Source organism: Janthinobacterium sp. 78 (assembly GCF_003096775.1).
In the GTDB taxonomy this organism is placed as follows: domain Bacteria; phylum Pseudomonadota; class Gammaproteobacteria; order Burkholderiales; family Burkholderiaceae_D; genus Janthinobacterium; species Janthinobacterium tructae.
The window spans coordinates 2,919,516-2,945,597 of sequence record NZ_QENT01000001.1 but is presented as its reverse complement, the minus strand read 5'-3'; the positions used below and the strand labels follow the sequence as shown (position 1 = coordinate 2,945,597).

Below are 26,082 nucleotides of genomic sequence, written 5' to 3'. Positions count from 1 at the left end.
CCAAAACTATCCACTTGGCAAGTACCAGGCACGCGTCAGATATTCGTCAGGCGCTTGCCCCTGGGCGGCGCAAAGTCGCGGATCGATTCGATCATGCCCACTTCCAGCGCCTGGTCGGCCGTCAGGTGCAGGTCGGAATACGCATGCACCTGCCATTGCTCGTCCGTCAGGTTGACCTGGCCGCGCAGGATGCGCTCGGTACGCATGTCGTCGGCGCGCAAGCCCTCGACGATGATGCTGAGCGCATCAGGGCGCGAACCGGGCGAGGCGGTCGCATGCGACTTGTGCACCATGAAGCGGGCCGTGTCGCTGGCATGGCGATGCCGCCCCGACAGAAACAGGGTGACGGCGATGGACGCCACGGCGCCTGCGTTGTAGGTAATGATGTCAAACGGCAACTTGCTGAGAAAGTTGTACAGACAAATGCCATCGCTGACATAGCCGCCGTTGGACTGGATCAGGATGTGCGCGGCGGTGAGCTTGTCTTCCGTGATGTCGGCCACGGCGTTGAAGACGCGCCGCACCATGTCACTGTTGACGTCGCCCGAGAGGGTAAAGTAACCGTGCTGCTCGGTGTTGTTTTGTGTCTCGTGTTGTGTCCCGCTCTGTGTCGTGTTCATGGCAGCCACCCGCAAGAAAGCCAGGACTTCATCATAGTCCATTCCCACGCGGCCGGGCGCCCTTTTGCAGTGGATCAGCCCCCTGCCCAGCCCCGCAAATCGGGGGTTTTGCGGCAATTTGGCAACGTCTTTACAGATTGACAGAATACGCCTGCTGACATATATTCCTCACACTTGATCGGGAGAGGGCAACCCAGCGTTGCCGCCGAAGGGGCACTACCCAAAAACTCTCAGGCAAAAGGACCGATCAGGCGGACTGAAGCTGTTGCTTTGGCGACATTTTTAGCTCAACTCTGGAGAGCGGCCGCGGCTATTGCCGGCGGCCCACCGAAGGGGCGCACGGGGCAAGCCCCCGTAATCTCTCAGGTACAAAGGACAGGGGGGTCAGTGATCACGATGGAGTGCCGTTTTGGCTCTCGATATTCTGTGTTCTGTTAACTTCCCCCTTTACCTTCGTCCCGAGGAATCCATGACGCTCAAAGCGACCCCACTCAACAACGCCCACCGTGCCCTCGGCGCCCGCATGGTCGATTTCGGCGGCTGGGACATGCCCGTCAACTACGGCTCGCAAATCGAAGAACACAACGCCGTGCGCGGCGACGCCGGCATGTTCGACGTGTCGCATATGTGCGTGGTCGATATCGAAGGCCCGAACGTGCGCGCCTTTTTGCGCGGCTTGCTGGCCAATAACGTCGACAAGCTGCAAGTGTCGGGCAAGGCGCTGTACTCGTGCATGCTGAATGCCGAAGGTACCGTCATCGATGACCTGATCGTCTACTTCTTCAACGAAAACTGGTTCCGCCTCGTCGTCAACGCGGGCACGGCGGAAAAAGACGTGGCCTGGATGCAGCAGCAAAATACAGCCACCAACAGCGGCCTGACGATTACCGAACGCCGCAATGCCAACGAGCCGATGGCCCTGGTGGCCGTGCAAGGCCCGAACGCGCGCGCCAAGGTATGGCAAGTGCTGCCGGAAACGCAAGCCGCTTCCGAAGCCATCAAACCGTTCAACGTCGTCATCATCAAGGACACCGCGTTCGGCGAAGTCATGCTGGCGCGCACCGGCTACACGGGCGAAGACGGTTTTGAAATCGGTGTATCGGCGACCCAGGTGGAAGCGCTGTGGAACGCCCTGATCGCCGCCGGCGTCAAGCCGGCCGGCCTGGGTGCGCGCGACACCCTGCGCCTGGAAGCGGGCATGAACCTGTACGGCCAGGACATGGACGAAAGCGTCAACCCGCTCGACGCGGGCCTGGCATGGACCATCGACCTGGTCAGCGAGCGTGACTTCATCGGCAAGGCCGCCCTGCTGGCCAAAGGCCAGAACGCGCAATTCGTCGGCCTGATCCTGCGCGAAAAAGGCGGCGTGCTGCGCGCCCATCAAAAAGTCATCATCGCCGGCAGCGACGCCACGGGCGAAATCACCAGCGGCACCTTCAGCCCCACCATGCAGGAAGCGATCGCCCTGGCGCGCGTGCCCAACGGCGTAGCTGTAGGCGACAGCGTGCACGTGGAAATCCGCGGCAAGCAACTGGCCGCCTCCGTCGTCAAGCTGCCTTTCGTGCGTAACGGTAAAATCCTGGTTGCGTAAGCGATTAGCGATAGAGAGCCACCGCCCGCAAGACCGAATAAACATAATCAATAACGAACACTTACCATCTGGAGCCACACATGAACATTCCTGCAGACCTGAAGTACACCGCCTCCCACGAATGGGTACGCCTTGAAGGCGACGGCACCGTCACCGTCGGCATCACCGAGTACGCGCAGGACGCCCTGGGCGACATCGTCTTCGTCGAACTGCCAAGCGTGGGCAACACGTATGGCGCCGGCGACGATGCCGCCGTGGTGGAATCGGTCAAGGCCGCGAGCGACATCTACGCGCCGATCGCCGGCGAAGTCGTGGCCGTCAACGACGACGTGGTCAACTCGCCTGAGTCGATCAACGCCGACGCCTACGCCAACTGGCTGTTCAAGATCAAGCCAGCCGACGTGTCGGCCCTGGACGGCTTGCTCGACGCCGCCGCCTATGGCGCCACCACCAGCGCGTAATCGCGTCTGACTCACGGGCCGCGTTTGCGGCCCGTTTGCTTTGGTTGCAATAAATTACAGCAGCGCCCGCGCGCCGCCTCCCGGTTTTTCAGTCTTTTTTGGCCTCTATATCATGACCCGCACCAGCCTGACCCAACTCGAAGCACGCGATGCCTTCATCGCCCGCCACATCGGCCCTTCCGCCACCGAACAGCAAGCCATGCTGGCGACCCTCGGCTATCCATCGCGCGCCGCGCTGATCGATGCCCTGGTACCGGCCAACATCCGCAACAAGGGCGCCCTGCCCTTGGGCGCCTACTCGCAGCCGATGCCGGAACAGGAAGCCTTGTCGCGCCTGAAAGCCATCGCCGGCAAGAACCAGGTGCTCAAATCCCTGATCGGCCAGGGCTACTACAACACGTTCACGCCTGGCGTCGTGTTGCGCAACATCTTTGAAAACCCGGCCTGGTACACGGCGTACACGCCTTACCAGCCGGAGATTTCGCAAGGACGCCTGGAAGCGATTTTGAACTTCCAGCAAGTGATCACGGATTTGACCGGCATGGGCATCTCGAACGCCTCGATGCTGGACGAAGGCACGGCCGCCGCCGAAGCGATGACCCTGATCCAGCGCGTGGGCAAGTCCAAATCGAACGTGCTGTACGTCGCCAATGACGTGCTGCCGCAAACGCTGGAAGTGGTGCAGACGCGCGCCCAGCCGATCGGCATCGAGGTGCGCACGTTTGACCCGGCTGAAATCGAGTCGCTGGACGCCTGCTTCGGCGTGCTGCTGCAATACCCTGGCGTGAACGGTGTCGTGCGCGACTACCGCGCTGGCGTGGAAAAACTGCATGCGAATGGCGCCATGGTCATCGTCGCGGCCGACCTGCTGGCCCTGACCATGCTCACGCCTCCTGGCGAATGGGGCGCCGACGTCGTCGTCGGCAACAGCCAGCGCTTCGGCGTGCCGCTCGGTTTCGGCGGCCCGCACGCGGGCTACCTGTCCACGCGCGATGAATTCAAACGCAATATGTCGGGCCGCCTGGTGGGCGTGACCGTCGATGCGCAAGGCAACAAGGCGTATCGTCTGGCCCTGCAAACGCGCGAACAGCACATCCGCCGCGAAAAAGCCACCTCGAACATCTGCACGGCGCAAGTGCTGCTGGCCGTGATGGCCTCGATGTACGCCGTCTACCACGGCCCTGCCGGCCTGCTGCAGATCGCCCAGCGCGTGCACCGTTTTACGGGCGTGCTGGCCGCCAACCTGAAGACGCTCGGCTATGGCGTCGTCAACGCGAGCTACTTCGACACATTGACCGTCAACGTCGCCGATGCGGCGCAACTGCACGCAACGGCCATGCACCACGGCGTCAACCTGCGCAAGATCGACAGCACCCATGTCGGCGTGTCCTTGGACGAAACCACCACGCGCGACGATATCGCGCTGCTGTGGAAGGTCTTCGCGCACGGCCTGGCCAACGCGCCTGCCGCGCCTGACCTGGACGCCGTTGAAGCGAATGTGAGCAGCGCGCTGCCGGCACAACTGAGCCGGACCAGCGCCTACCTGACCCACCCCGTCTTCAACAGCTACCACTCGGAACACGAAATGCTGCGCTACCTGCGCAGCCTGGCCGACAAGGACCTGGCGCTGGACCGCACCATGATCCCGCTCGGTTCGTGCACCATGAAGCTGAACGCGACAAGCGAAATGATTCCCGTCACCTGGCCGGAATTTTCGAACATCCACCCGTTCGCGCCAGACGCGCAAACGGTGGGCTACCGCGAAATGATCGCGCAGCTGGAAGAAATGCTGTGCGCGCTGACGGGCTACGCCGCCGTCTCGCTGCAGCCGAACGCCGGCTCGCAGGGTGAATACGCGGGTCTGCTGGTGATCAAGGCGTATCACGAGTCGCGCGGCGAAGGCCACCGCAACATCTGCCTGATTCCATCGTCGGCACACGGCACCAACCCCGCATCGGCCAACATGGTCGGCATGCAGGTGGTCGTCACCAGCTGCGACGCCAACGGCAACGTGGATCTGGTCGACCTGAAAGCGAAAGCGGAAAAGCACAGCGCCAACCTGGCTTGCGTGATGGTCACCTACCCGTCCACCCACGGCGTGTTTGAAGAAGGCATCCAGGAACTGTGCGAAATCATCCATTCGCACGGCGGCCAGGTCTACATCGACGGCGCCAACATGAATGCGCTGGTCGGCGTGGCCGCTCCAGGCTCGTTTGGCGGCGACGTATCGCACCTGAACCTGCACAAGACCTTCTGCATCCCGCACGGCGGTGGCGGACCAGGCGTCGGCCCGATCGGCGTGGGCGCCCACCTGGCGAAGTTCCTGCCGAACCAGCGTTCGAGCGGCTACCAGCGCGACGCCGCTGGCATCGGCGCCGTCAGCGCCGCGCCATTCGGCTCGGCCAGCATCTTGCCGATTTCGTGGATGTATATCGCCATGATGGGCGCGGAAGGCTTGACGGCAGCGACCGAGACGGCGATTCTGGCAGCGAACTACATCGCGCGCCGCCTGGCGCCGCACTACCCGGTGCTGTACTCGGGCCACGACGGCCTGGTCGCGCACGAGTGCATCCTGGACCTGCGCCCGATCACGGACGCCACCGGCATCAGCAATGAAGACGTGGCCAAGCGTTTGATGGACTTCGGTTTCCATGCGCCGACCATGAGCTTCCCCGTGCCGGGCACCCTGATGATCGAGCCGACGGAGAGCGAATCGAAAGTGGAAATCGACCGCTTCATCGACGCCATGATCGCCATCCGCGCGGAAATCGCCAAGGTCGCCAGCGGTGAATTCGACCACGACGACAACCCGCTGAAGCATGCGCCGCACACGGCGCAGGTGTTGATGTCGGACAACTGGGAACGCAAGTACAGCCGTGAAGTCGCGGCCTACCCCGTCGCGTCCCTGCGCCAGCGCAAATACTGGCCACCGGTCGGCCGCGCCGACAACGTGTACGGCGACCGCAACCTGTTCTGCGGCTGCGCGCCCATCAGTTCCTACGAAGAAGAGTAAACGCCAGGCGCCCGCTTAGGCGGGCGTGCCAGCGACAGGAAGGCCGGCCAGACGGCCTGCCTTTTTTCATGCCCGCAAGGGTAGGTCGGATTAGGCCCGGAGGGCCGTAATCCGACACCACCACCGGCCTCGCCAACAATGTTGTCGGATTACGCTACGCTAATCCGACCTACGCAACCGGCAACGCCAGCAAGACCGCACCCGGCAGCCCCAGCACGGTGCCCAGTATCGTCAGCAACATGACGTCGCGCCGCTCGCAGCGGGTGCGGTGCGAGCTCCAGGCGGCAAACAGCAGCGCCACGGCTACGCCGCTGAGCGAGATTCCCACTTCTGTCATGCCTTCTCTCCCATCATAGTTTCTTCCTTCATCGTTCTCATCCTTTCATTGATCGAACAAGCTACCTATCGGTAGGTAGTCAGTGTACAATAAAAAAGACGGCGATGTCCATGCCGTGTTTTTTGACATATGAAGGAAGCGCAATGCAGCAGCAAACCACTCTCCACGCCGCCAGTCTTGGGCTGGCGGCTTCCCTGGCCCTGGTGGCCGTGCTCGGTCCGGCCGGCATCGACATGTACCTGGCCTCGATGCCCGCCATGGCGCGCGAACTGCACACCTCGTATGCGAATGTGCAGCTGAGCCTGACCGTTTTCCTGCTGGCCCTGGGCGCTGGGCAGCTGCTGTGCGGGCCCCTGACGGACATGCTGGGCCGGCGCCGTCCGCTGCTGGCCGGCATCGCCGTCTACATCGTGGCGGCCATGTGGGCGGCGCAGGCAGATCAATTGACCACCCTGCTGCTGGCGCGTTTGCTGCAGGGCCTGGGCGCGGCGCTGACCTTGGTGGTGGTGATGAGCATGGTGCGCGACGTGGCCGATGGGGTTAAAGCGGCGCAGCTGTTTGCCCTGTTGATGACCATCGTGGGCCTGGCGCCCGTGCTGGCGCCCGCCGTGGGCGGCTTGCTCGATGCCCATTACGGCTGGCGTGCCGTGATGCTGGCTCTGGCCGCGCTGGGAGCCTTGACCCTGCTCAATAGCGCATTATTCCTGCCGGAAACGCTACCACACGCCCGACGCGTCTCGCCGCGCGGCCTGCACCGCACGTATGCGCGCATCGCGCTGGACCGCGCCTTCCTGCTGCCCGCGCTGGCCCTGTCCGCCACTTTCTTTTTCCTGTTTGCGTATATCGGCGGGGCGTCGCTCGTGTACCAGCGCGATTTCGGTCTGTCCGCCGGCAGTTTCGGCCTGGTGTTCGGTGCCACGGGCGTGGCCGTGCTACTGGGCGCGATGGCCAGCGGCCGCCTGGTGGAAAGGTACGGCGTGGCGCGCCTCTGCGTGGCGGGCAGCGCCGCCATGCTGGGCGGCGCCGTGCTGGCCCTGCTCGGTGCCTGGGCGGGCTTCGGCATCGCCGCCGTCGTGCCCGGCATGTTCGTGTCCCTGTTTGGCCTGGGCATCGCGGAAGCGGCGCTGATGGCCATGGCCATGGGTTCGCAACAGCGTGCGCTCGGTTCCACGGCGGCATTGCTGGGCGCCATCCAGATGACCTTGTCGTCGCTGGCCACGCCGCTGGCGGCCAGCCTGTCCGAATGGGGGCCATTGCCCTGGCTGCTGTTCTTGACCGTGGCCGGCCTGCTGGTATCATGGCTGACCCTGGCCACTGCGCGCGTCCATCCGGCACCCGCCACCAGCCTGGGCGCGCACTGACGCTTCACCCAACCACTACCCTCATATGAAGAAACGCTCGGCCTCGGCCGATAACATCTGCGCCGTTGCCGTCGTGCATTTTTCGGAACATGGCTACGACGCCTCGTCGCTCAGCGACATCGCCGAGCAGGCCGGCATGCGCAAGGCTTCGTTGTATTCCCACTTCGCCGGCAAGGACGCCCTCTTCCTCGACGTGTTTGCCGACGCGCTGGCCGAAGAGCAAGCCTTCATGGATACCTGCTTCACCGACGAAGCGGCACTGGCGGCGCCCGGCGGCCAGCTGGCCGGCGCCCTGTATTGCGACCGCATGGCCCAGCGCTACGGGGATTCGGCCCATCTGCGCTTTTTGCTACGCACGGCCTACCTGCCGCCCGCCACCCTGCGCATCGAAGTCGGCACAGGCTACGAAGCCTTGCTGGCACAGTTGCAGCGGTACTACGTGACCAGCCTGGGCCGATTCGCGCCAGCGTTGCCGGCCGCGCGCATCGACCTGTACGCGCAAGCCTACCTGGGCATCGTCGACAGCCTGCATGTGGAGCTGATCTACGCGGGCGGCGCCGCGCTGCAGCAGCGCCACGCAGCCTTGTGGCACATCCTCTCCGATTCGCTGGCGATGGCGGCGCAATCGGCCGATGCGCTATAGCTTACTGCCACACGCTGAACCGACAACCAGGTCTGACACAGGCCGCCATCGGCTCTGCGAAAGCGCCGCTTTGCCACCTTCAAATGTGGTACGGCTTGCTGGCGGATTTTTCGCATGGGAAGTTACGCTTGCACCTCGAAGCGGTCATTCATGGGCCAGGTCGAATGTTTCGGCGAACTCAGCAAACGGGTCGGCAACTTTGACTGCTTGATCTAGCACCACTCAGCTCAACGGCGTCATATAACGCTACCGTTCCAAGACCTCGCCACCATCATCGCTGCAAACGTCAGGAAACCAGGGCGTACGCATCCATTTCAATGTCTAAATTGTGCTGGGGATATCCTCATCGGACCCGAGCGACAAGCCATAGTTGCTCGTCCTATCCAGCACGACACCCGGCACTAGCTCACACAAGGTCTACGCCCTGAACTTTGGAAGATGCTGCGCAAGAGGGCTTCGCAAGGGTTTATCTAGCATAGTTTTATTCATGCAACACCATTTAAATTTCCCTCCAGAGCCGCAACTGCATAAGGAGTATGGGTCAGTTGCGACTGTTTTCACGGCCTGTTGAGCAGGCAGTGCCTCCGATAGCATCTTCCCTAATGCCGTAAATTCTCTCTGAATTTCTTCCACGCCGCCGTTGACCATCAATTCAAGGTATAGGCGCGCTTTACCATGCCCGAGTTTTGAGGCCTTGGTGAGCAGTGCGCGAGCCTTTTCAATGTTCTTCGCTACATGCACACCTTCGAAATAAGCACGTCCCAAAGAGTCAAGGCAATCTCTGCAATCTTGTTCCGCCCCCTTCTCTAGGAACTCTATTGCGTTCTGAGGTTCCGGCTCGCATGCCTTGCCCTCTGTGTAATATATATACAAACAATAGTATGCACGGGTAACATTATTCTGTGCGGCTAAAAGCCAAAAACGTTCGGCATTTTTGTAGTCCTTCGATTTTAGATACAAATTTACAGCATAGTAATCACAAGCCTCGCCATGACCTGCCTTGGCTGCACTCTCGATTAATACGTTTGCTTCGTCTTTCTTATCCCCATCAATCTTTCCGTCTTGTACGAATTTTGCGTATCTAAAACCAGCCTCAATGTTCGGCTTAAGTTTGTAAGAAGCATAGTAAAAACTCGCCGCCAACTTCCTTAAAAAATCCTGATCAATCTGAAATTCTGTCGTTGCAATGGCATACTTATATGCAAGCTCCCGACGTTCTGCTTCGGCTTCGCACCAAAGACCTGCTTTAAACTTCTTGTTCGCGTCAAGCTCGGTTGCTGCAGAAAAAAGTACATCTTTCCATTCCTGTGTTTCAATGCGTTCCCAAGAATACGAAAAATCTCCTTCATAATCAAAATCCACACGGTAAGTACTTTCAAGTACCCACAGAATAGCTTTGCGGGCCTCCAAGGCATTCTTGAGCAAATCTTCGTTCTCGTCGGCTGGCTCAGTGAGACTCTCATTTTGTACTAAAGCACTGCCTCGGTGCGCGCCTGGATTACACAAGATCCGAAGACGATGGCAACGATCTTTAAATCCAAATGTGATTTTTCCTGCATCGATAAGTTTATTGATTTTCTCAAATAGCGAAAGATTCCCAACTGGAACACTATGCTTCTTTGCTATCAACTCACATACAGCCTCTAGGACATTGCGGTAACAGATCAATGCGTATGAAGGAAGCGCCGTAGTGAATTCGACTGCTTCTTTGTAAGTTTCACCGACTGTCTTTGACACGGAACATGCCAGGTCTAAATCCGTATTAATCACACAACTCTCTCAGCAGGAAAATAATCATGTACATGATAAGGGAAGACAATATTAAAGCTACTTGCCGATTCCAAGCACCTGGCGCAGCGATTCATTGTCTGTTCGCTGGCGACCAAGCAACCACCGCATCGACGCATGCCCTATACCCATGCACATAGCACCAATGGCTTGCAGGTCAACGATCAGCGCCGCCTCTGAATCTCTGCTATCCCCGTCTATGTCGTGTCCATGCGTAGGCATTGACATGAACCGATAGAACACCTCGTACAAGTCTTCCACCCCGGCTTCAGCCGCCTGATTAATGACCTTCTTCGGCGCTGGCAGTTTTTTGAACTGTTCAGACTTCATGAACTCGGCAGTTGCATCCGCACCAGTCTCACGGTCTCGTATCCTCAAGCTACCCCTCTCGAGATTTATCTTCGCTACCCTAGTGAACTCTGTCAGCCCCGCTTGACTTTGGTGAAGCGCATTCTCTTCCGAGATCTCAACCCACAGGAGAAGGATAAGGCCTTCAACTAGAGTGCGACCGAGAACCCCAAGGGCTACCGAGTTGCGTTGCAGGCCGAGAGCCGAGGCTCCGCGGACCAGTTCAGCACAGCGGCCAGCGATCTTCCGAACCTCTACATCCCTAACACACGGCTCACCCTTTCCTTCCACTGTTGCGACTACGACCAACCGCTTCGCATGCTCTGACAGCCCATGTGCATAGTCTTCAACGGTTACGATTTTCGTCATTAGGGTAGTCTGTGGCATTGGTTGCGATAAGGCAAGCATACCTTAGTGGTAAGTTTACGTTAAGCGATCACGCGGCGGCGCATACACGTCGACCGCTGAGGGCATGCAGGTCCGACCGTAGCGGATTGTCGGATACATCTTCGTCCAGATCCGGGGCGTGAGCCGATTCACCAGCGTCCATTGAAGTAAAAAGACTGCGGGTTGTGAAGTAAAAATGCCACATGCCGAAGTAGCTACTGTCAGGTCGCTGGAATCTACGGCAGAAGGGCGGGACTCGCCCCACGAGAGACATACGATTTGCTCCCTATCTGTCGTTCAACGATGGCTTGAACGACTGGTCAGGTGGCCGCATTAAATTGCATGCCAGGAGAATCATCCGGTCGTGAGGAAAATCCAAGTTTTTCGTAGAATTTCGACTTGCCTTTGGCGCTAAAAAGCTGCACATCTTTAATGCCAGCGTCGCGACAAGCGTCAAGAATTGAACTGAGCAAAGTTGCTCCGATTCCTAGATATTGAAATTCGGGGTGAACAATCATCTCGGTGACAAACGCGTGTAAGCGACCGTCCGAAATGACACGCACAAAACCAACAAGTCGACCGCCCAAATAGGCTGATCGCGAACACCAAGAGCCGTTAAGTGAATCTTGATAGAACGCGCTCCCGCGTGATATTGGACCCCAGCCAGTCGTGTCGTACAGTGCCTTAAATGCCTCGGCGCATGGCTGATCCGATGTGTAGTTAATATTCATAGGCTAGATTGCATAGTCAGGCATACGCGTACGCCAGTAGAAAGCCAGTCAGCGGAACGACGGCAAACAGCACAACAACGCCAAGGCATCCTGATCTCGCTCCAGATCTGGACCCTGCAGGAGAAGCGCTACGCTCACGCTCGCGTGGCGTCCTGGCACGTACCCATTTGAGATGACAGGACTGGCAAAAGAATGTGGTTTTGTTGTTGCGCCAGGCGTCGATGGTGCGATCGGTATGGCGTGCAAGCGTGCCGCAACGGGCACATTCGAAATGTGTTTCTTTTGGCAATTTTTTTGAAAAGTACTTGCCGGCAAAGAACATGACAACAAGTCCCGCGATTACTGCCCCAACGATCAATTCCATAGACATGTGTTTTTCTGTATTTGCATCGTGTTCACCATGGCCATTTCCAGCCCATCAGCGTACCCGAGCATAACGGATTGCCAAGCAAGAAGAATCACACATTGTCACAGCAACGCGAATGGCCGCGTCCGGCCAAAACAAAGCCCACACCCACATTACACTTTGGAAACCTAAGATTTCTTCAGTTGACACCCTCGCAGCCCATCCATAAGATGCCCCCATTATTCATTTACGGAGTCCCACGTGGGTACTTGTTCTAGTGACAGTAGCCGATCTTGTATCGGTGATTGCCTCGGCAGCTAAACAGCAAGCAACGCGGAACTCTCTTTCCTCCGTGCCTTGCTGAGCAAGGTGCGGTGTCTCGCGGCCAGTCTGGCCGTGCGCCTCTCCCCCTCTTTCCGATCGCGACCGGCTACTGACCCGGATTGCCCGCCAGCACTATTGTGTCTTGGCGGCACGCAAGTCTTGCCTGCGGCTGCGCCGCCCGTCAACACCTCGCCGTGAAAGGAAGAGCCATGAATCTCTTCACCCGCTTATTCGAATCATTCCTGCGCAAGCGCCATACGGCCGGCCATTTCCGCCGCCGCGCCATGCCGCTGGAAAACAGTACGGCCCGCCCCGTGCCCGACCATCTGGCGCGCCAGTTGCTGGCCGCCGCCCATGAAGAACTCGACAGCGCGCTGAACCGGCTGCACACGCGGGCCGAAGGCTTGCGCGATGCCGAGGCGCAAGTGATCGGCGCACAAACGGGGCCGAATGAAGTCGAGCATGAAAAACCGCTGGCCTGGTACCAGCACCTGTGGCTGTGCTACAAGAATCCGTTCAACCTGCTGCTCACCGTGCTGGCGATTGTTTCCTACCTGACGGAAGACCCGAAGGCCACCATCGTCATCGGCACCATGGTGATTTTGTCGACCCTGCTGCGCTTCGTGCAGGAAGGCCGCTCGAACCGGGCCGCCGAGCGCCTGAAAGCCATGGTCAGCAATACCGCCACCGTGCTGCGCAATGGCCAGCAAATCGAGCTGCCCATCCGCCAGCTGGTGCAGGGAGACATCATCGTGCTGTCGGCCGGCGACATGATCCCCGCCGATTGCCGTTTGCTTTCCGCGAAAGACCTGTTCGTCAGCCAGGCCGCCATGACGGGAGAATCCTTGCCCGTGGAAAAGATGGCAGAACTGGCCGATGCCCATGGTAAAGACCCGATGGAGCTGGCCAATCTGCTGTTCATGGGCACGAATGTGATCTCGGGTGCGGCCACGGCGCTGGTCCTGGCGACCGGCAACCGCACCTATTTCGGCACCATCGCCACGCGCGTGACGGCCACCGAGCGCACGCCGACGGCGTTTGAAGCGGGCGTCAACAGCGTCAGCTGGCTGCTGATCCGCTTCGCCCTCGTGATGGCGCCGCTGGTGTTCCTGATCAATGGCTGGACCAAGGGCGACTGGATGGAAGCGTTCCTGTTTGCCCTGTCCGTGGCCGTGGGCCTGACGCCGGAAATGCTGCCGATGATCGTCACCAGCACCCTGGCCAAGGGCGCCGTGAAACTGTCGAAAAAGAAAGTCGTCGTGAAACGCCTGGATGCGATCCAGAACTTCGGCGCCATGGATGTGCTGTGCACGGACAAGACAGGCACCTTGACGCAGGACAAGATCGTGCTCGAGCGCCATACGGACGTGTTTGGCCAGCCCTCCGATGAAGTGCTGCAATTTGCCTACCTGAACAGCCACTACCAGACGGGCCTGAAAAACCTGCTGGACCGCGCCGTGCTCGACCATGTCGAATTGCAGACGGAAATGCAGCTGGCGCGCGATTACGTCAAGGTCGATGAAATCCCGTTCGATTTCGTGCGCCGCCGCATGTCCGTCGTCGTTTCCGAAAAGAATGACCACCATGAGCTGATCTGCAAGGGCGCCGTCGAGGAAATCCTTGCCGCCTGCAGCCATTTGCGCCTGAATGGCGTGGACGTACCGCTCGACGCCGTCCTGCTGGCGAAAGTGCTGGACACCACGCACGGCCTGAATGCGGAAGGGCTGAGAGTGGTGGCCGTGGCCGTCAAGGAAGTGCCGCCGCATAAAACCGTGTACGGCGTGGCCGATGAAACGGCGCTGACCCTGATCGGCTATGTGGCGTTTCTTGATCCGCCGAAGGAATCGACGGCGCCCGCCCTGCGCGCGCTGGCGGAACACGGCGTCACCGTGAAAGTTTTGACGGGCGACAACCACCTGGTGACGGCGAAGATTTGCCGCGAAGTGGGCCTGGCCGTGCATGGCGTGCTGCAAGGCCCGCAACTGGACGAGATGGACGACGCGACCCTGGCCCGCGCGGCTGAAGAGCATACCGTGTTTGCCAAGCTCAGCCCTCTGCACAAGGAGCGCCTGGTGCGCGCCCTGCGCGGCAATGGCCATATCGTCGGCTTCATGGGCGACGGCATCAACGACGCGCCCGCCCTGCGCGCGGCCGACATAGGCATTTCCGTCGATTCGGCCGTCGATATCGCCAAGGAGGCGGCCGACATCATCTTGCTGGAAAAGAGCCTGATGGTGCTGGAAGAAGGCGTGCTGGAAGGCCGGCGCACCTTCAGCAACATGCTCAAATATATCCGCATGACGGCCAGTTCGAACTTCGGCAACGTGTTTTCCGTGCTGGTGGCCAGCGCCTTCCTGCCGTTTTTACCGATGCTGCCGCTGCACTTGCTGGTGCAAAACCTGTTGTACGACGTGTCGCAGATCGCCATTCCGTTCGACAATGTCGACGCCGAACTGATCCAGAAGCCCCTGAGTTGGAACCCGCGCGACATCGGCCGCTTCATGGTGTTCTTCGGTCCCATCAGCTCGATCTTCGACATCAGCACCTTTATCTTGATGTGGCATGTGTTTGGCGCGAATACGCCTGAGCAGCAAACCCTGTTCCAGTCCGGCTGGTTCGTCGTGGGCTTGCTGACGCAAACCCTGATCGTGCACCTGATCCGCACGCCCAAGCTGCCCTTCATCGACAGCATCGCTTCCGTGCCCCTGCTGGTGGCCACCACCCTCATCATGGCCGTGGGTGTGTTCCTGCCGATGGGACCGCTGGCGACTTACTTCAAGCTGCAAGCCTTGCCACTGGGCTATTTCCCCTGGCTGCTGGGCATTCTCGTCTGCTACACCGTGCTGACGACGTTCATGAAACGCGTGTACCTGCGCAAATTCGGCTGGCAATAGTATGATGAGCCGCTCTTCCACCCACACAAGGCGCGCATGAGCGGCTCTCCCTCATCTTCATCAAAATCGAAACGCACGCAAGCCCTGCTGCTGTCGGCCCTCGTCTTTCCCGGCAGCGGGCATTTCCTATTGAAACGCAAGGCGCGCGGCTGCCTGTTCCTCGTGCCGGCGCTGGTCGCGCTGGTGCTCGTATTGCGCCAGATCATGGCACGTTTGGACCAAGTTATGGCACAGATCGACAGTGGCGCCCTGCCCCTCGACGTGCAGCTGATCGTCGAGAAAGTCGATGCGCTGTCCGCCAATGACGGCCCCGCCATGACGCTGGCCGTGAGCGTGCTGGTGGCCTGCTGGATAGGCAGCCTGATCGATACCTGGTTCCTCAAGCCATGACGGCGGAAGCGCAGGCGCGAAAACTGCGCAAGGAAGCAAAGATGCAGGCGCGCCGCGCGCAGCTGGCGCTCAGCCGCCAGGACGATGGCGGCCCGCTGGCCTGGCGCGGCTGGTTCGATGGTTCCGCCCATCCGAACCCGGGCAAGCTGGGCATAGGCGCCCTGCTGCTGGGGCCGCATGGCGAGCGCATCGAAGTGAGCCAGGCGGCCGGTTATGGCAGCAGCAGCGACGCCGAATATGCGGCCCTGATCGCCGTGCTGCGGGCGGCGCAGGCCGTGCGCCCGCCGCCCGAGCAATTGCTGCTGTTCGGCGACAGCCAGGTGGTGATCAACGATGTGCTGGAAACGACGCCGGTCGGCGCCAAGGGGCTGGAAATGCACAGGGCCACCGTAGTGGCCCTGCTGGAACAATTCAACGATGTGAGCTTGCGCTGGCTGCCGCGCCACAGGAATGGCGAGGCGGACCGGCTGTCGCAGCTGGCGATCGCCGGCTTCACCCCAGAGGCTTAAATACCGGGGTCGTACCCTCAGGGTACGACCCCGGCCGTTACGGGGTAAGCAACTTAAGCGGCGCGGCCGATCCGCAAGCTAGCCTTGGCTTCCTTGCCTGCCGGACGTTTTACACCCTTCAAGCCGCTGACACTGGCCTGCTGTCCATTCAATTTGAACACGCTGACCACTTGCGCCAGGTTGTGCGCCTGGTGCTGCATCGATTCGGCGGCGGCCGCCGACTCTTCCACCAGGGCCGCATTTTGTTGCGTCACGGCATCCATCTGGCCGATGGCGCGGTTGATCTCGTCGATGCCCACGCTTTGCTCGCTGCTGGCCGCCGTGATTTCCGTGATGATGTCGCTCACGCGCTGCACGCTGTCGACGATGTCGTTCATGGTCGAACCGGCCTGCGCCACCAGCATGCTGCCCGCGTTGACTTGCTCCACGGATGCACCGATCAAGGTCTTGATCTCTTTTGCAGCCGAAGCCGAGCGCTGCGCCAGGTTGCGCACTTCCGAGGCCACGACGGCAAAGCCGCGGCCCTGCTCGCCTGCGCGCGCCGCTTCCACGGCCGCATTCAGGGCCAAAATGTTCGTCTGGAAGGCGATGCCATCGATGACACTGATGATGTCGACGATCTTGTTCGACGAGGCATTGATCGATTCCATCGTGCCCACCACTTGCGCCACCACGGCGCCGCCCTTGACGGCCACTTGCGCCGCCGACGCCGCCAACTGGTTCGCCTGGCGCGCATTGTCCGCATTCTGTTTCACGGTGCTGGTCAGCTCTTCCATCGATGACGCCGTCTCTTCCAGCGAACCGGCTTGCTCTTCCGTACGGGAAGACAGGTCCTGGTTGCCGGCGGCAATCTGCGTCGAGGACGTCGCGATGCTGTCCGTGCCGCTGCGCACTTCGCCCACGATATTGAGCAGGCTGGTGTTCATGTCCTTCAGCGCTTGCAGCAATTGCCCCGTTTCATCCTTGGCGCTGGCATCGATCTGCGCCGTCAAGTCGCCATCGGCCACCTTGCGGGCAATCTCCACGGCCGTGCGCAGCGGGCGCACGATGCCCATCGTCAAGACCCAGGCGCACACGACGCCAAAGCCCAGTGCCAGCGCGGCCAGCGCCAGCAGCAGGTTGCGGCTGGTCTTGGCGACGGCATCGATCTCGCGCGCGGTGGCGTCGATGCTGGCGCGCTGGTGTTCCAGCATGTTCATGATGACTTTCTGGTACTTCGTCGAGCCGGGCACGAACACGGCCTGGAAGGCCTTTTCCGCTTCTTCCGTCTGGCCGGCCGCCTTCAGCTTCGAGACTTGCTCACGGGAATCCAGATACACCTTGCGCATTTCGCTGACCTGGCGGAACAGTTCCGTTTCTTGCGGGCCGGAAATCAGGGCTTCGATTTTCTTTTGCAATTCACTCGAAACGACGGACGACTGTTTCGCTTCTTCCGCAAAATACGGTCCCAGCGAGGTGTCGGCGCTGCGCACGATGGCCGTGGTGCGGCGGATGCCGCTGTCGATCTTGCTGTACCAGTCGGAAATATAGCGTTCCTTCGCCAGCGGCTGCTCCATCATGGTGCGCGTGGCGGTGGCCACGTCGTGCAAACGCCAGACGCTGATGCCGGTAATGACCAGGGAAAACAGCAAAATGACGGCAAAACCCAGGCCGAGCCGCACACCAATACTGACGTTTCTTAACAAATTCATGTGAATATCCTGAAAAATCGGAACCAGACTATAAAAAGGAACTGAAAGCTGCGGCTGCAGGGGCAGCCGCAGCTTTCAGCGTGCGCCGAGGCGCAAGGCGGTTTGCGGCGCTGCCGGCTGCTTCAGCGTGCTCGCGCCACTTACCTTGGCCTGCTGGCCATTGAGCTTGAACACGCTGACGACTTGCGCCAGGTTGTGCGCCTGGTGCTGCATCGATTCGGCGGCAGCAGCCGACTCCTCCACCAGCGCCGCGTTTTGCTGCGTCACGGCATCCATCTGGCCGATGGCGCGGTTGATCTCGTCGATGCCCACGCTTTGCTCGCTGCTGGCCGCCGTGATTTCCGTGATGATGTCGCTCACGCGCTGCACGCTGTCGACGATATCGTTCATGGTCGAACCGGCTTGCGCCACCAGCATGCTGCCCGCGTTGACTTGCTCCACGGACGCGCCGATCAGGGTCTTGATCTCTTTCGCCGCCGAAGCCGAGCGCTGCGCCAGGTTGCGCACTTCCGAGGCCACGACGGCAAAGCCACGGCCCTGCTCGCCTGCGCGTGCCGCTTCCACGGCCGCATTCAGAGCCAGGATATTCGTCTGGAAGGCGATTCCATCGATGACGGCAATGATATCGACGATCTTGTTCGACGAGGCATTGATCGATTGCATGGTGCCCACCACTTGCGCCACCACTTCGCCGCCCTTGACGGCCACTTGCGCCGCCGACGCCGCCAATTGATTCGCCTGGCGCGCATTGTCCGCATTCTGTTTCACGGTGCTGGTCAGCTCTTCCATCGACGAGGCTGTTTCTTCCAGCGAACCAGCCTGCTCTTCCGTACGGCTCGACAAATCCTGGTTGCCGGCGGCAATTTGCGTCGAGGATGTCGCGATGCTGTCCGTGCCGCTACGCACTTCGCCGACGATATTGAGCAGGCTGGTGTTCATGTCCTTCAACGCTTGCAGCAATTGCCCAGTTTCATCCTTGGCGCTGGCATCGATCTGCGCCGTCAGGTCGCCATCGGCCACCTTGCGGGCGATCTCCACGGCCGTGCGCAGCGGACGCACGATGCCCATCGTCAACAGCCAGGCGCACACGACGCCAAAAGCCAGCGCCAGCGTCGACAGCAATAACAGCAGGTTGCGGCTGGTGCTGGCGATGTCATCAATCTGGCGCGCGGTGGCGTCGATGGTGGCGCGCTGGTGCTCCAGCAAACCGTAGACCATCTTCTGGTACTTGGCGGCGGCGGGCACGAAGGTTTTTTCAAACACTTCGTTGGCGGCCTCGGACTGGGACTCGCCCTTGAGCTTGTAGACCTGGTCGCGCGAGCCGACATACACTTCGCGCAATTCCAGCAAACTGGCGAACATGGCCTGTTCTTTCGGGTCCTTCAGCAACGCCGCGATCTTCTTTTGCAGGACAGCCGAGCTGGCACTCGACACTTTCGACTCTTCGGCGAAAAAGCCGCTCAGCGAGGTGTCGCTGCTGCGGGCGATGGCGATCGTGCGCCGCACGGCGCTGTCGATGCGCGTATACCAGTCGGAAATATACCGCTCCTTGGCCAGCGGCTCTTCCATCATGGTGCGCGTGGCGCTGGCCACGTCATGCAGGCGCCAGACACTGATGCCGGTGATGATCATGGAAAACAGCAAAATGACGGCAAAGCCCAGTCCCAGACGGACCCCGATGCTGACGTTTCTTAACAAATTCATGTGACTATCCTAATATCCTGAAGAGAGGCCCTGCAGCCAGCGCCTGGAACAGCATGGCGGACGCCGCCAAATCTGTCCCGCCAAGTAAACTGGCGCACGGTTCGGTTGAACCGTGCGCCAGGAAAATGCGCTAGCGTGCTCCCTGCGGAAACGATATGCAATACTTAATGTCAATAGTTTTTGACAATATGCAGGGAAATTCTCTTCACTGCGGCATTACGCCGCCAGTTTCTCGATCAAGCCCATGTCGGCGCTGGACATCAGCTGGTCGATATCGACCAGGATCAGCATGCGCTCGTCGATGGTGCCCAGGCCGATCACATATTCCGTATTGATCGAGCGGCCCATGTCCGGCGCCGGCTTGATCTGTTCCGGCATCAGGGTCGTGACGTCGGAGACGCGGTCGACGACCATGCCGACCACGCGGTTGCCAATATTGAGGATGATGACGACGGTGAACTGGTCATAGCTGGGCGTGCCCAGGTTGAACTTGATGCGCATGTCGACGATCGGCACGATGATGCCGCGCAAGTTGACCACGCCCTTGACGAACTCGGGTGCGTTGGCGATGCGGGTCGGCGTTTCATAGCTGCGGATTTCGCTGACTTTCTGGATGTCGATGCCATACTCTTCCTGGCCCAGGGTAAAGGCCAGGTATTCGGCAGCCTTGGCAACGGTTGCGCCAGTGTCCCTGGAAATGGTGTTCATGATAATCCTTTCGTTAACTCGCCTGGGGCGCAGGCCAGGACACGCTGTACGCGAGCCTGGACGTGACGAGCCATCCACAATGCAATGAATGGCCGCCACTTGTATGTTTTTTGCAAATACTTTCTAGCAATTAGCTTATGTTTCTAATTTCCGTGCGGCAATGTTACCCCATGTAAATTTTACATGCACTAAAAAAGAGCGATCCCCGGGCTGATGCTTTCCCAAAATGCACTTATGTGGCAAATGCGGCACGCCGGGGCGCCACGCTCCCTGCCACCTGTGGCGGCGTTTTATGCCACACTGGCGGCCCCTGCTTTTTACGACCTTGAACCATGGATTCTTTGCTTTCTCAATGGCAACCACGCCTGCTGGCACTGGCCACGGCCGGCCTGGGCGACGACAGCGCCCACGACATCAACCACCTGCAGCGCGTCTGGCGCAACGCCGCCGTCCTGCTGCAAGACCATGCGCAGGCCGACGCCCTCACCGTGATGGCCGCCTGCTATCTGCACGACCTGGTCAACCTGCCGAAAAACCATCCCGAACGCCACCTGGCCTCGCGCCAGGCAGCCGCGCTGGCTTGCCGCCAGCTGGCGGAACTGGATTTTCCGGCAGAAAAACTGGCCGGCGTGGCCCACGCCATCGAAACGCACAGCTTTTCTGCCAATTTGCCGCCGCACACCATCGAAGCGCGCATCGTGCAGGATGCCGACCGCATCGACGCGCTGGGCGCCGTGGGACTGGCGCGCCTGTTCTATACGGCGGCGCGCATGGATAGCGCGCTGGCGCATGGCGCGGACCCGCTGGCGCAGCATCGTGAACTCGACGACAAGGCGTACGCGCTCGACCATATCGTCACCAAGCTCGACAAGCTGCCCGGCAAGATGCAGACGGCGGCGGGCCGCGCGCTGGCCGAACAGCGCCTCGCCGTGCTGACGGATTTTCGCGCCGCCTTTGCCGACGAATGGGGAATGAGCGCATAAGCTTGGTGGCGATAGCCAGCAGCGAGCATGCTGTCTATAATGCAAGCCTCAGCTATCGCGCCGCGCGTCGCCAAAAACCTGTCACGCGCCGGCGCTTTGCCAACGCGCCGAAAGCATGCATGTCCGATAAAACCAGCCACGACAGCCATTCCCCGTCTTCCCCCGCCGCGCCCGCGCGCGCCGGCAACCTCAATTTCATCCTTGTCTGCGTCTTCATCGACATGCTGGGCATTGGCCTGGTGGTGCCCGTGCTACCCATCCTGATCGGCGACTTTGTCAACGGCAAGGAAGCGCAAGCGTTCTGGTACGGCATCATGGCGGCCGTCTTCGGCTTGCTGCAGTTCATCTTCATGCCCATGCTGGGGGCCATCAGCGACCGCGTGGGACGCCGTCCCGTGCTGCTGTACTCGATGGCCGGCATGGGCGTCAATTTCCTCGCCACAGGCTGGGCGCCCAACCTGGCCTGCCTGTTCATCGGCCGCATCATCGGCGGCGTCTCGTCGGCCAGCATGTCGGTCGCGTCCGCGTATGCTTCCGACATTTCCACGCACGACAACCGCGCCAAGAGCTTCGGCAAGATCGGCGCCGCCTTTGGCCTGGGCTTCATTTGCGGCCCCATGCTGGGCGGCCTGCTGGGCGAGATCAATCTGCACCTGCCGTTTTACGTGGCGGCGGGCCTGTCGGCGGCCAATTTCGTCTACGGCTATTTCTGCGTGCCCGAATCGCTGCAGCCCGGCCCCCGCGCGCCATTTACCTGGGCGCGCATCAATCCGTTTGCCGCCCTGCTGAAACTGGTGCGCCGCGTGGACATCCGCGGCCTGGTGCTGGCCTTCGGCCTGATGACGTTTGCGCAAATGATGCTCAACACCACCTGGGTGCTATATACCCATTTCCGCTTCGACTGGACGCCGCGCCAGAACGGCATCGCCCTGTTCTGCGTGGGCCTGTGCGCGGCCGTGGTGCAGGCGGGCTTGCTGGGCATGTTGATCAAGCGTTTTGGCGAAGTGCGCCTGTCCCTGCTGGGCATGGCCTCGGGCGCCCTCACCTATTTGCTGTACGGCCTGGCGACGCAGGGCTGGATGATGTATGCGCTGATCCTGTGCAACCTGCTGGCCTTTGCCGCCGGCCCGGCCCTGCAAGGCATCATCTCGAAATCATCAAACGCCAGCGAACAGGGAGAACTGATGGGCTCCCTGCAGTCGATCAGCAGCCTGGGCATCATCATCATGCCTTTGCTCGGCAGCATGATCCTCGGTGAAGTGAGCCATTTGCCGCCGCAAGACTGGCGCATCGGCAGCACCTTCTATCTGTGCGCCATCATGCAAACCCTGGGCATCCTGGTGGCCTGGCGCTACTTCAAGGCACAGCGCCAGGCCAGACTTGCGGTTTCCACCACAAAGTAGTCGGCAAGATAATATTGCACTTGGGAAATAAATAGGCGAGAATGGGAGAATCAAGCGGGCGTTGCCGACGCCCGCGATTCGATGGCAAGCAAGGATGGGTATGACTGACTTTTATTCCAGCGCCTGGCGCCGAACCGTAGCCCTGCTGGCGCTGGCGCTGCCATCGCTGGCAAGCGCGCAATGCTCGCGCGACATCCAGGTACCCGTCTCGGCCATCGGCGCCAGCGTGGTCGTCAATGGCGCCAGCATCAGTGGCATCTATCCCGACTTGCTGCGCAGCATGGGCGCCAAGCTGGGCTGCAATTTCATCTTCACGGCCGTGCCCCGCGCGCGCCTGGAAGCGATGTTCGAGGCGGGCAAGGCAGACTTGCTGATCCCGGCCAGCAGCACGCTGCGGCGCGACCAGCATGGCCTGTTCATCCCCATGCTGGGCAGCCGCCCCCTGCTGATCTCGCTGCAGGGCGCGCGCGCGTCCATCAACACCATGCAGGAACTCATCGAGCGGCGCGAATTGCGCGTGGCGCTGGTGCGCGGCTATGACTATGGCGCACCGTACCAGGCACTGGCGAAGGAGCTGAGCAGCCAGGGACGCCTGTTCTACGAAGTCGATGCGCTCTCTGTGGCGCGTCTGATGCAAAGCGGCTTCATCGACGCCACCATCATGGCGCCCACCATCCTCGCCGGCGTGGCGCAAAACGATGCGCGCGTGTACGGCCTGGCCGACCGCCTGCGCCTGGAAGCGCTGCCGGAGCTGCCGTGGGGCATGAGCGGCGTCTACCTGTCGCGCAAGTCCCTGACGGCGGAAGACCAGGCCACCCTGCGCGAATTGCTGGACAAGGCGGGCCGCTCGGGCACCGTGATGGACGCCTTCCAGCGCCATCACCGCCAGGAACTGCTCTCGCTGAGCATACGCCCGCGCTAAGGCTTGCATGTCCGGCCTGGTCGTCGCCGTCGTCCTGTTTGCCGCCCTGCTGCACGCCAGCTGGAATGCCATCGTCAAGTCGGGCAAGGATACGTTCCTCACGACCGTGCTGGTGTCCGTCGGCGCGGCCCTGATTTCGCTGGCCGTCTTGCCCTTTGTCAACAGCCCCGCGCCCGCCAGCTGGCCCTGGCTGGCCGCCTCGGCCGTGGCGCAACTGGCGTATTACTCGCTGCTGGCGGCCGCCTACCAGGCGGGCGACATGAGTCATGCCTACCCCTTGATGCGCGGCAGCGCACCGTTGCTCGTGGCGCTGGCCAGCTGGCCGCTGATCGGCGAACGGCTGTCTGCCATGCAGATGGGTGCCGTGACCTGCATCTGCGCGGGCATCCTCGGCCTGTATGTTGCGGCGCGCACGAGCACTATCGGCAAGGCGTCGAACAACACGGGACACGCCACCGCCTTTGCGCTGGCCAATGCCTGCGTCATCGCCAGCTATACCCTGATCGATGGCATCGGCGTGCGCCTGTCCGGCGCGCCGGCCGCCTACACGATGTGGATTTTTGTCTTGAACGGCACGGGACTGCTGCTGTGGACCTTGCTGCGCCGCCGCGCCGGCCTGCTGGCGTATGCGCAAACGCAATGGCATCTGGCCGCCCTGGGCGGTTTCGGCACCCTCGCCTCATATGGCCTGGCCCTGTGGGCCATGACGCAGGCGCCCGTGGCCGCCATCGCGGCCCTGCGCGAGACCTCGATTTTGTTCGCCATCGCCATTGCCGCGCTGTTCCTGCGCGAAAAAATCAGCCCCCGCCGCTACCTGGCCATCGCCCTGATCGCGGCTGGTGCAGTGCTGATGCGCATGGGCTAGCGGGCGTCGAGCGGCGCGATCGGCAACTCGATGGCGCTGGTCGCCCCTGTCGCGTGGTACACGCGCTGCGTCGCCTTTCTGTAATGGCCTGGGTCGGCCAGGAAGATGTTCGGCACGTAGTTTTGCGGGTTGCGGTCGTACAGGGGGAACCAGCTCGACTGCACTTGCACGGCGATGCGGTGGCCGGGCAGGAAGACGTGGTTCGCGTTCGGCAAGGCGAAGCGGTAGCGCTCCACCTTGCCCGGCGTTATCATCGACGGGTGTTCGAAACTCTCACGGTAGCGGCCGCGGAAGATATCCATCGCCACGCCCAATTGATACCCGCCCATGGCCGGCTGCGACGGCACCTCGTCCGGATACACGTCGATCAGTTTTACCACCCAGTCCGCATCCGTACCGCTGGTGGCGGCGAACAGGTTCACCATCGGCGCGCCGGCGATGCGCACGGCCGTCTTCAACGGTTCGGAAACATAGCTGAGCACGTCCGTGCGGTCCGCATAGCCGCGCTGGTCGCTGACCAGCCATGGCTTCCACACGTCGGCGTCATTGAGGCGCACGGGACGCGGTACGAACGGCACGGGTTTCGCGGGATCGGACACGTATTCGTCGAAGGCACCTTCCGCCGCATCCGCAGCGCCCGATGGCGCCACAAAGCCCAACTGGAAGCCATCGTGCAGGTAGATCGGCGTCAGCTTCGTGTCGCAGGTCTCGCAGGCCAGCGGCCACTGTTGCAGGCGCTGCCACTGGTTGGTGCCGCTCTGGTACGACACCACGGGCGCCGTGTTCGCTTCCGGCGCGCCATCCTTCAAGTATTGATTGAGGAATGGCTGCATGACTTTTTCACGGAACTGGCGCGCCGTATCGCCGTCAAACTTCAAGGCGCCCAGGCTGGAGCCGTCATAGTTGACGCCGCTGTGGCGCCACGGGCCGATGGCCAGGTAATTGAGGTTGTTGCGCGTGTCGCGCCCTTCCATGGCCCAGTAGGTAGCGTACGGGCCATAGATATCTTCCTGGTCCCACTGCCCCACCACGTGCATGGTGGGCACGATCAGCGGGCGTTTTGCGAGAATTTTATCGAGCGCCTGCTCCTGCCAGTAACTGTCGTAGGCCGGGTGTTCGAACAGCTTTTTCGTGTAGGTCAGCTTGTCGATGCCGAATTTCTTCGCAAAGTCGCGCGCCGAGCCGATGCGCAGATACGCCTCGTAATCGTCGTAGACGCCCAGGGCCGGCGATTCGCCGCCGCCGCGCACGCTCGTCTGCCCCGCGATGTACGACAGGCTGGGCATGCGGAAGGCGCCGTTATGAAACCAGTCGTCGCCGCGCCAGCCGTCGACCATGGCGCTCATCGGTATGGCCACCTTCAGCGCCGGATGCGGGTCGACCAGGGCCATCAGTACCGTATGTCCCTCATACGAGGAACCCAGCATGCCCACCTTGCCATTCGTTTCCGGCACATTCTTGACGAGCCAGTCGATGGTGTCCCACGCATCGGTGACGTTGTCGACCTTGGTATCGTTGAGCGGGCCGCGCACGGGGCGCGTCATCACGTAATCGCCTTCCGAGCCATGCTTGCCGCGCACGTCCTGGAACACGCGGATGTAGCCATTTTCCACCAGGGTATCGTCGCCGTGCGGCAAGGTGGCCAGCATGCTGGGGCTGGCCGCGCGCTGGGCGCGGCGGGCCGCATTGTAGGGCGTGCGCGTGAGCATGATCGGCGCTTTTTGGGCGCCTTTCGGCACGACGATCACCGTGTACAGCTTGACGCCGTCGCGCATGGGGATCATCACCACACGCTTGACGTAATCATTGACGTCGGGCATCACCAGCCTGGCGCCGATATCGGGCGTCATCGGCGGCGTTTGCGGCGTTTGCAGCAGTCGTGGCGTTTGCGGCGTTTGCGCCAGCACGGGAGCGATGAACAAGGTACTGACAAGCAGGGCCAGGCCACTCAGGCGGATGGGGGATACAACAGGCATACACGTCTCCAAAAGATTCATATTGACAATAGTACTCGCAAAGCAAGGTTGACAGAAATTCAGCAGCCGCTTGCGCGGCAGATAAAT

At 61.0% G+C, this 26,082-nt stretch carries 22 protein-coding genes and 2 riboswitches; of the genes, 12 read left to right on the top strand and 10 right to left on the bottom strand.

Features of this window, described 5'->3' with window-relative positions:
• Window positions 1–35: 35 nt before the first annotated feature.
• The gene (locus C8C92_RS13155) at window positions 36–620 is read right to left on the bottom strand and encodes an ATP-dependent Clp protease proteolytic subunit (RefSeq protein WP_243420195.1); all 585 of its coding nucleotides are present in this window, start codon (window positions 618–620) and stop codon (window positions 36–38) included.
• 169 nt (window positions 621–789) lie between these two features.
• Window positions 790–876, top strand: a riboswitch (glycine riboswitch).
• 27 nt (window positions 877–903) lie between these two features.
• Window positions 904–1,009, top strand: a riboswitch (glycine riboswitch).
• Between the two features lie 80 nt (window positions 1,010–1,089).
• Here C8C92_RS13155 and gcvT point away from each other — a divergent pair.
• The 3 genes from gcvT (at window position 1,090) to gcvP (ending at window position 5,685) form a co-directional block, all read left to right on the top strand.
• Window positions 1,090–2,211, top strand: a complete 1,122-nt coding sequence (gene gcvT, locus C8C92_RS13150; RefSeq protein WP_116744167.1) for a glycine cleavage system aminomethyltransferase GcvT — start codon at window positions 1,090–1,092, stop codon at window positions 2,209–2,211.
• Window positions 2,212–2,291: 80 nt separating this feature from the next.
• The gene (gene gcvH / locus C8C92_RS13145) at window positions 2,292–2,672 is read left to right on the top strand and encodes a glycine cleavage system protein GcvH (protein WP_071077771.1); all 381 of its coding nucleotides are present in this window, start codon (window positions 2,292–2,294) and stop codon (window positions 2,670–2,672) included.
• Between the two features lie 112 nt (window positions 2,673–2,784).
• A complete protein-coding gene (gcvP, locus tag C8C92_RS13140) occupies window positions 2,785–5,685 on the top strand; it encodes an aminomethyl-transferring glycine dehydrogenase (RefSeq protein ID WP_116744166.1) in 2,901 nt (966 codons plus the stop codon).
• 169 nt (window positions 5,686–5,854) lie between these two features.
• On the opposite strand, the gene C8C92_RS27465 is transcribed toward gcvP, so the two are convergent.
• A complete protein-coding gene (locus C8C92_RS27465) occupies window positions 5,855–6,022 on the bottom strand; it encodes a hypothetical protein (protein ID WP_165829421.1) in 168 nt (55 codons plus the stop codon).
• Window positions 6,023–6,165: 143 nt separating this feature from the next.
• Between C8C92_RS27465 and C8C92_RS13135 the strand changes: the two genes are divergently transcribed.
• Together C8C92_RS13135 and C8C92_RS13130 are read left to right on the top strand one after the other, a co-directional pair.
• A complete protein-coding gene (locus tag C8C92_RS13135) occupies window positions 6,166–7,383 on the top strand; it encodes a Bcr/CflA family efflux MFS transporter (RefSeq protein WP_116744165.1) in 1,218 nt (405 codons plus the stop codon).
• A 25-nt stretch (window positions 7,384–7,408) separates the two neighbouring features.
• Entirely contained in the window at window positions 7,409–8,026 is a 618-nt protein-coding gene (locus C8C92_RS13130) for a TetR/AcrR family transcriptional regulator (protein WP_116744164.1), read from the top strand.
• Window positions 8,027–8,443: 417 nt separating this feature from the next.
• Here the strand turns inward: C8C92_RS13130 and C8C92_RS13125 are convergent, their stop codons facing one another.
• The 4 genes from C8C92_RS13125 to C8C92_RS27225 form a co-directional block, all read right to left on the bottom strand.
• A complete protein-coding gene (locus C8C92_RS13125) occupies window positions 8,444–9,763 on the bottom strand; it encodes a DUF4145 domain-containing protein (RefSeq protein WP_165829419.1) in 1,320 nt (439 codons plus the stop codon).
• A gap of 90 nt (window positions 9,764–9,853) precedes the next feature.
• Window positions 9,854–10,531: a DUF5677 domain-containing protein gene (locus C8C92_RS13120; RefSeq protein ID WP_116744162.1), complete on the bottom strand. Its 678-nt coding sequence runs from the start codon at window positions 10,529–10,531 to the stop codon at window positions 9,854–9,856.
• 338 nt (window positions 10,532–10,869) lie between these two features.
• A complete protein-coding gene (locus C8C92_RS13115) occupies window positions 10,870–11,280 on the bottom strand; it encodes a GNAT family N-acetyltransferase (RefSeq protein WP_116744161.1) in 411 nt (136 codons plus the stop codon).
• A gap of 16 nt (window positions 11,281–11,296) precedes the next feature.
• Window positions 11,297–11,650, bottom strand: a complete 354-nt coding sequence (locus C8C92_RS27225) for a hypothetical protein (RefSeq protein WP_133250745.1) — start codon at window positions 11,648–11,650, stop codon at window positions 11,297–11,299.
• A gap of 509 nt (window positions 11,651–12,159) precedes the next feature.
• On the opposite strand from C8C92_RS27225, the gene mgtA reads away from it, so the two are divergent.
• The 3 genes from mgtA to C8C92_RS13100 are packed head-to-tail and all read left to right on the top strand — an operon-like array spanning window position 12,160 to window position 15,743.
• Window positions 12,160–14,844, top strand: a complete 2,685-nt coding sequence (gene mgtA / locus C8C92_RS13110; protein WP_116744160.1) for a magnesium-translocating P-type ATPase — start codon at window positions 12,160–12,162, stop codon at window positions 14,842–14,844.
• 36 nt (window positions 14,845–14,880) lie between these two features.
• Window positions 14,881–15,234 (top strand): DUF6677 family protein, encoded by a 354-nt coding sequence (locus C8C92_RS13105; protein WP_116744159.1) that lies wholly within the window; start codon window positions 14,881–14,883, stop codon window positions 15,232–15,234.
• Window positions 15,231–15,743: a ribonuclease HI family protein gene (locus tag C8C92_RS13100; RefSeq protein ID WP_099759524.1), complete on the top strand. Its 513-nt coding sequence runs from the start codon at window positions 15,231–15,233 to the stop codon at window positions 15,741–15,743. Before C8C92_RS13105 ends, C8C92_RS13100 begins: the two co-directional genes overlap by 4 nt.
• 53 nt (window positions 15,744–15,796) lie before the next feature.
• Here C8C92_RS13100 and C8C92_RS13095 read toward each other — a convergent pair whose 3' ends face one another.
• From C8C92_RS13095 to C8C92_RS13085, 3 genes are all read right to left on the bottom strand, one after another.
• Entirely contained in the window at window positions 15,797–17,434 is a 1,638-nt protein-coding gene (locus C8C92_RS13095) for a methyl-accepting chemotaxis protein (protein WP_099759525.1), read from the bottom strand.
• A gap of 75 nt (window positions 17,435–17,509) precedes the next feature.
• Window positions 17,510–19,138 carry a methyl-accepting chemotaxis protein gene (locus C8C92_RS13090; RefSeq protein WP_116744158.1) on the bottom strand — a complete coding sequence of 543 codons (1,629 nt, stop codon included), beginning with the start codon at window positions 19,136–19,138 and terminating at the stop codon, window positions 17,510–17,512.
• Window positions 19,139–19,354: 216 nt separating this feature from the next.
• Window positions 19,355–19,846 carry a chemotaxis protein CheW gene (locus C8C92_RS13085; protein WP_116744157.1) on the bottom strand — a complete coding sequence of 164 codons (492 nt, stop codon included), beginning with the start codon at window positions 19,844–19,846 and terminating at the stop codon, window positions 19,355–19,357.
• 332 nt (window positions 19,847–20,178) lie between these two features.
• On the opposite strand from C8C92_RS13085, the gene C8C92_RS13080 reads away from it, so the two are divergent.
• From C8C92_RS13080 to C8C92_RS13065, 4 genes are all read left to right on the top strand, one after another.
• Window positions 20,179–20,829, top strand: a complete 651-nt coding sequence (locus C8C92_RS13080; RefSeq protein ID WP_116744156.1) for an HD domain-containing protein — start codon at window positions 20,179–20,181, stop codon at window positions 20,827–20,829.
• A gap of 119 nt (window positions 20,830–20,948) precedes the next feature.
• Entirely contained in the window at window positions 20,949–22,232 is a 1,284-nt protein-coding gene (locus C8C92_RS13075; RefSeq protein WP_116745949.1) for a TCR/Tet family MFS transporter, read from the top strand.
• 100 nt (window positions 22,233–22,332) lie between these two features.
• A complete protein-coding gene (locus C8C92_RS13070; protein WP_116745948.1) occupies window positions 22,333–23,154 on the top strand; it encodes a transporter substrate-binding domain-containing protein in 822 nt (273 codons plus the stop codon).
• Between the two features lie 7 nt (window positions 23,155–23,161).
• Window positions 23,162–24,019 (top strand): DMT family transporter, encoded by an 858-nt coding sequence (locus C8C92_RS13065; protein ID WP_116744155.1) that lies wholly within the window; start codon window positions 23,162–23,164, stop codon window positions 24,017–24,019.
• Here C8C92_RS13065 and C8C92_RS13060 read toward each other — a convergent pair.
• A complete protein-coding gene (locus C8C92_RS13060; protein WP_116744154.1) occupies window positions 24,016–25,995 on the bottom strand; it encodes a CocE/NonD family hydrolase in 1,980 nt (659 codons plus the stop codon). The two genes, C8C92_RS13065 and C8C92_RS13060, sit on opposite strands and share 4 nt — an antisense overlap.
• Window positions 25,996–26,082: the final 87 nt, after the last annotated feature.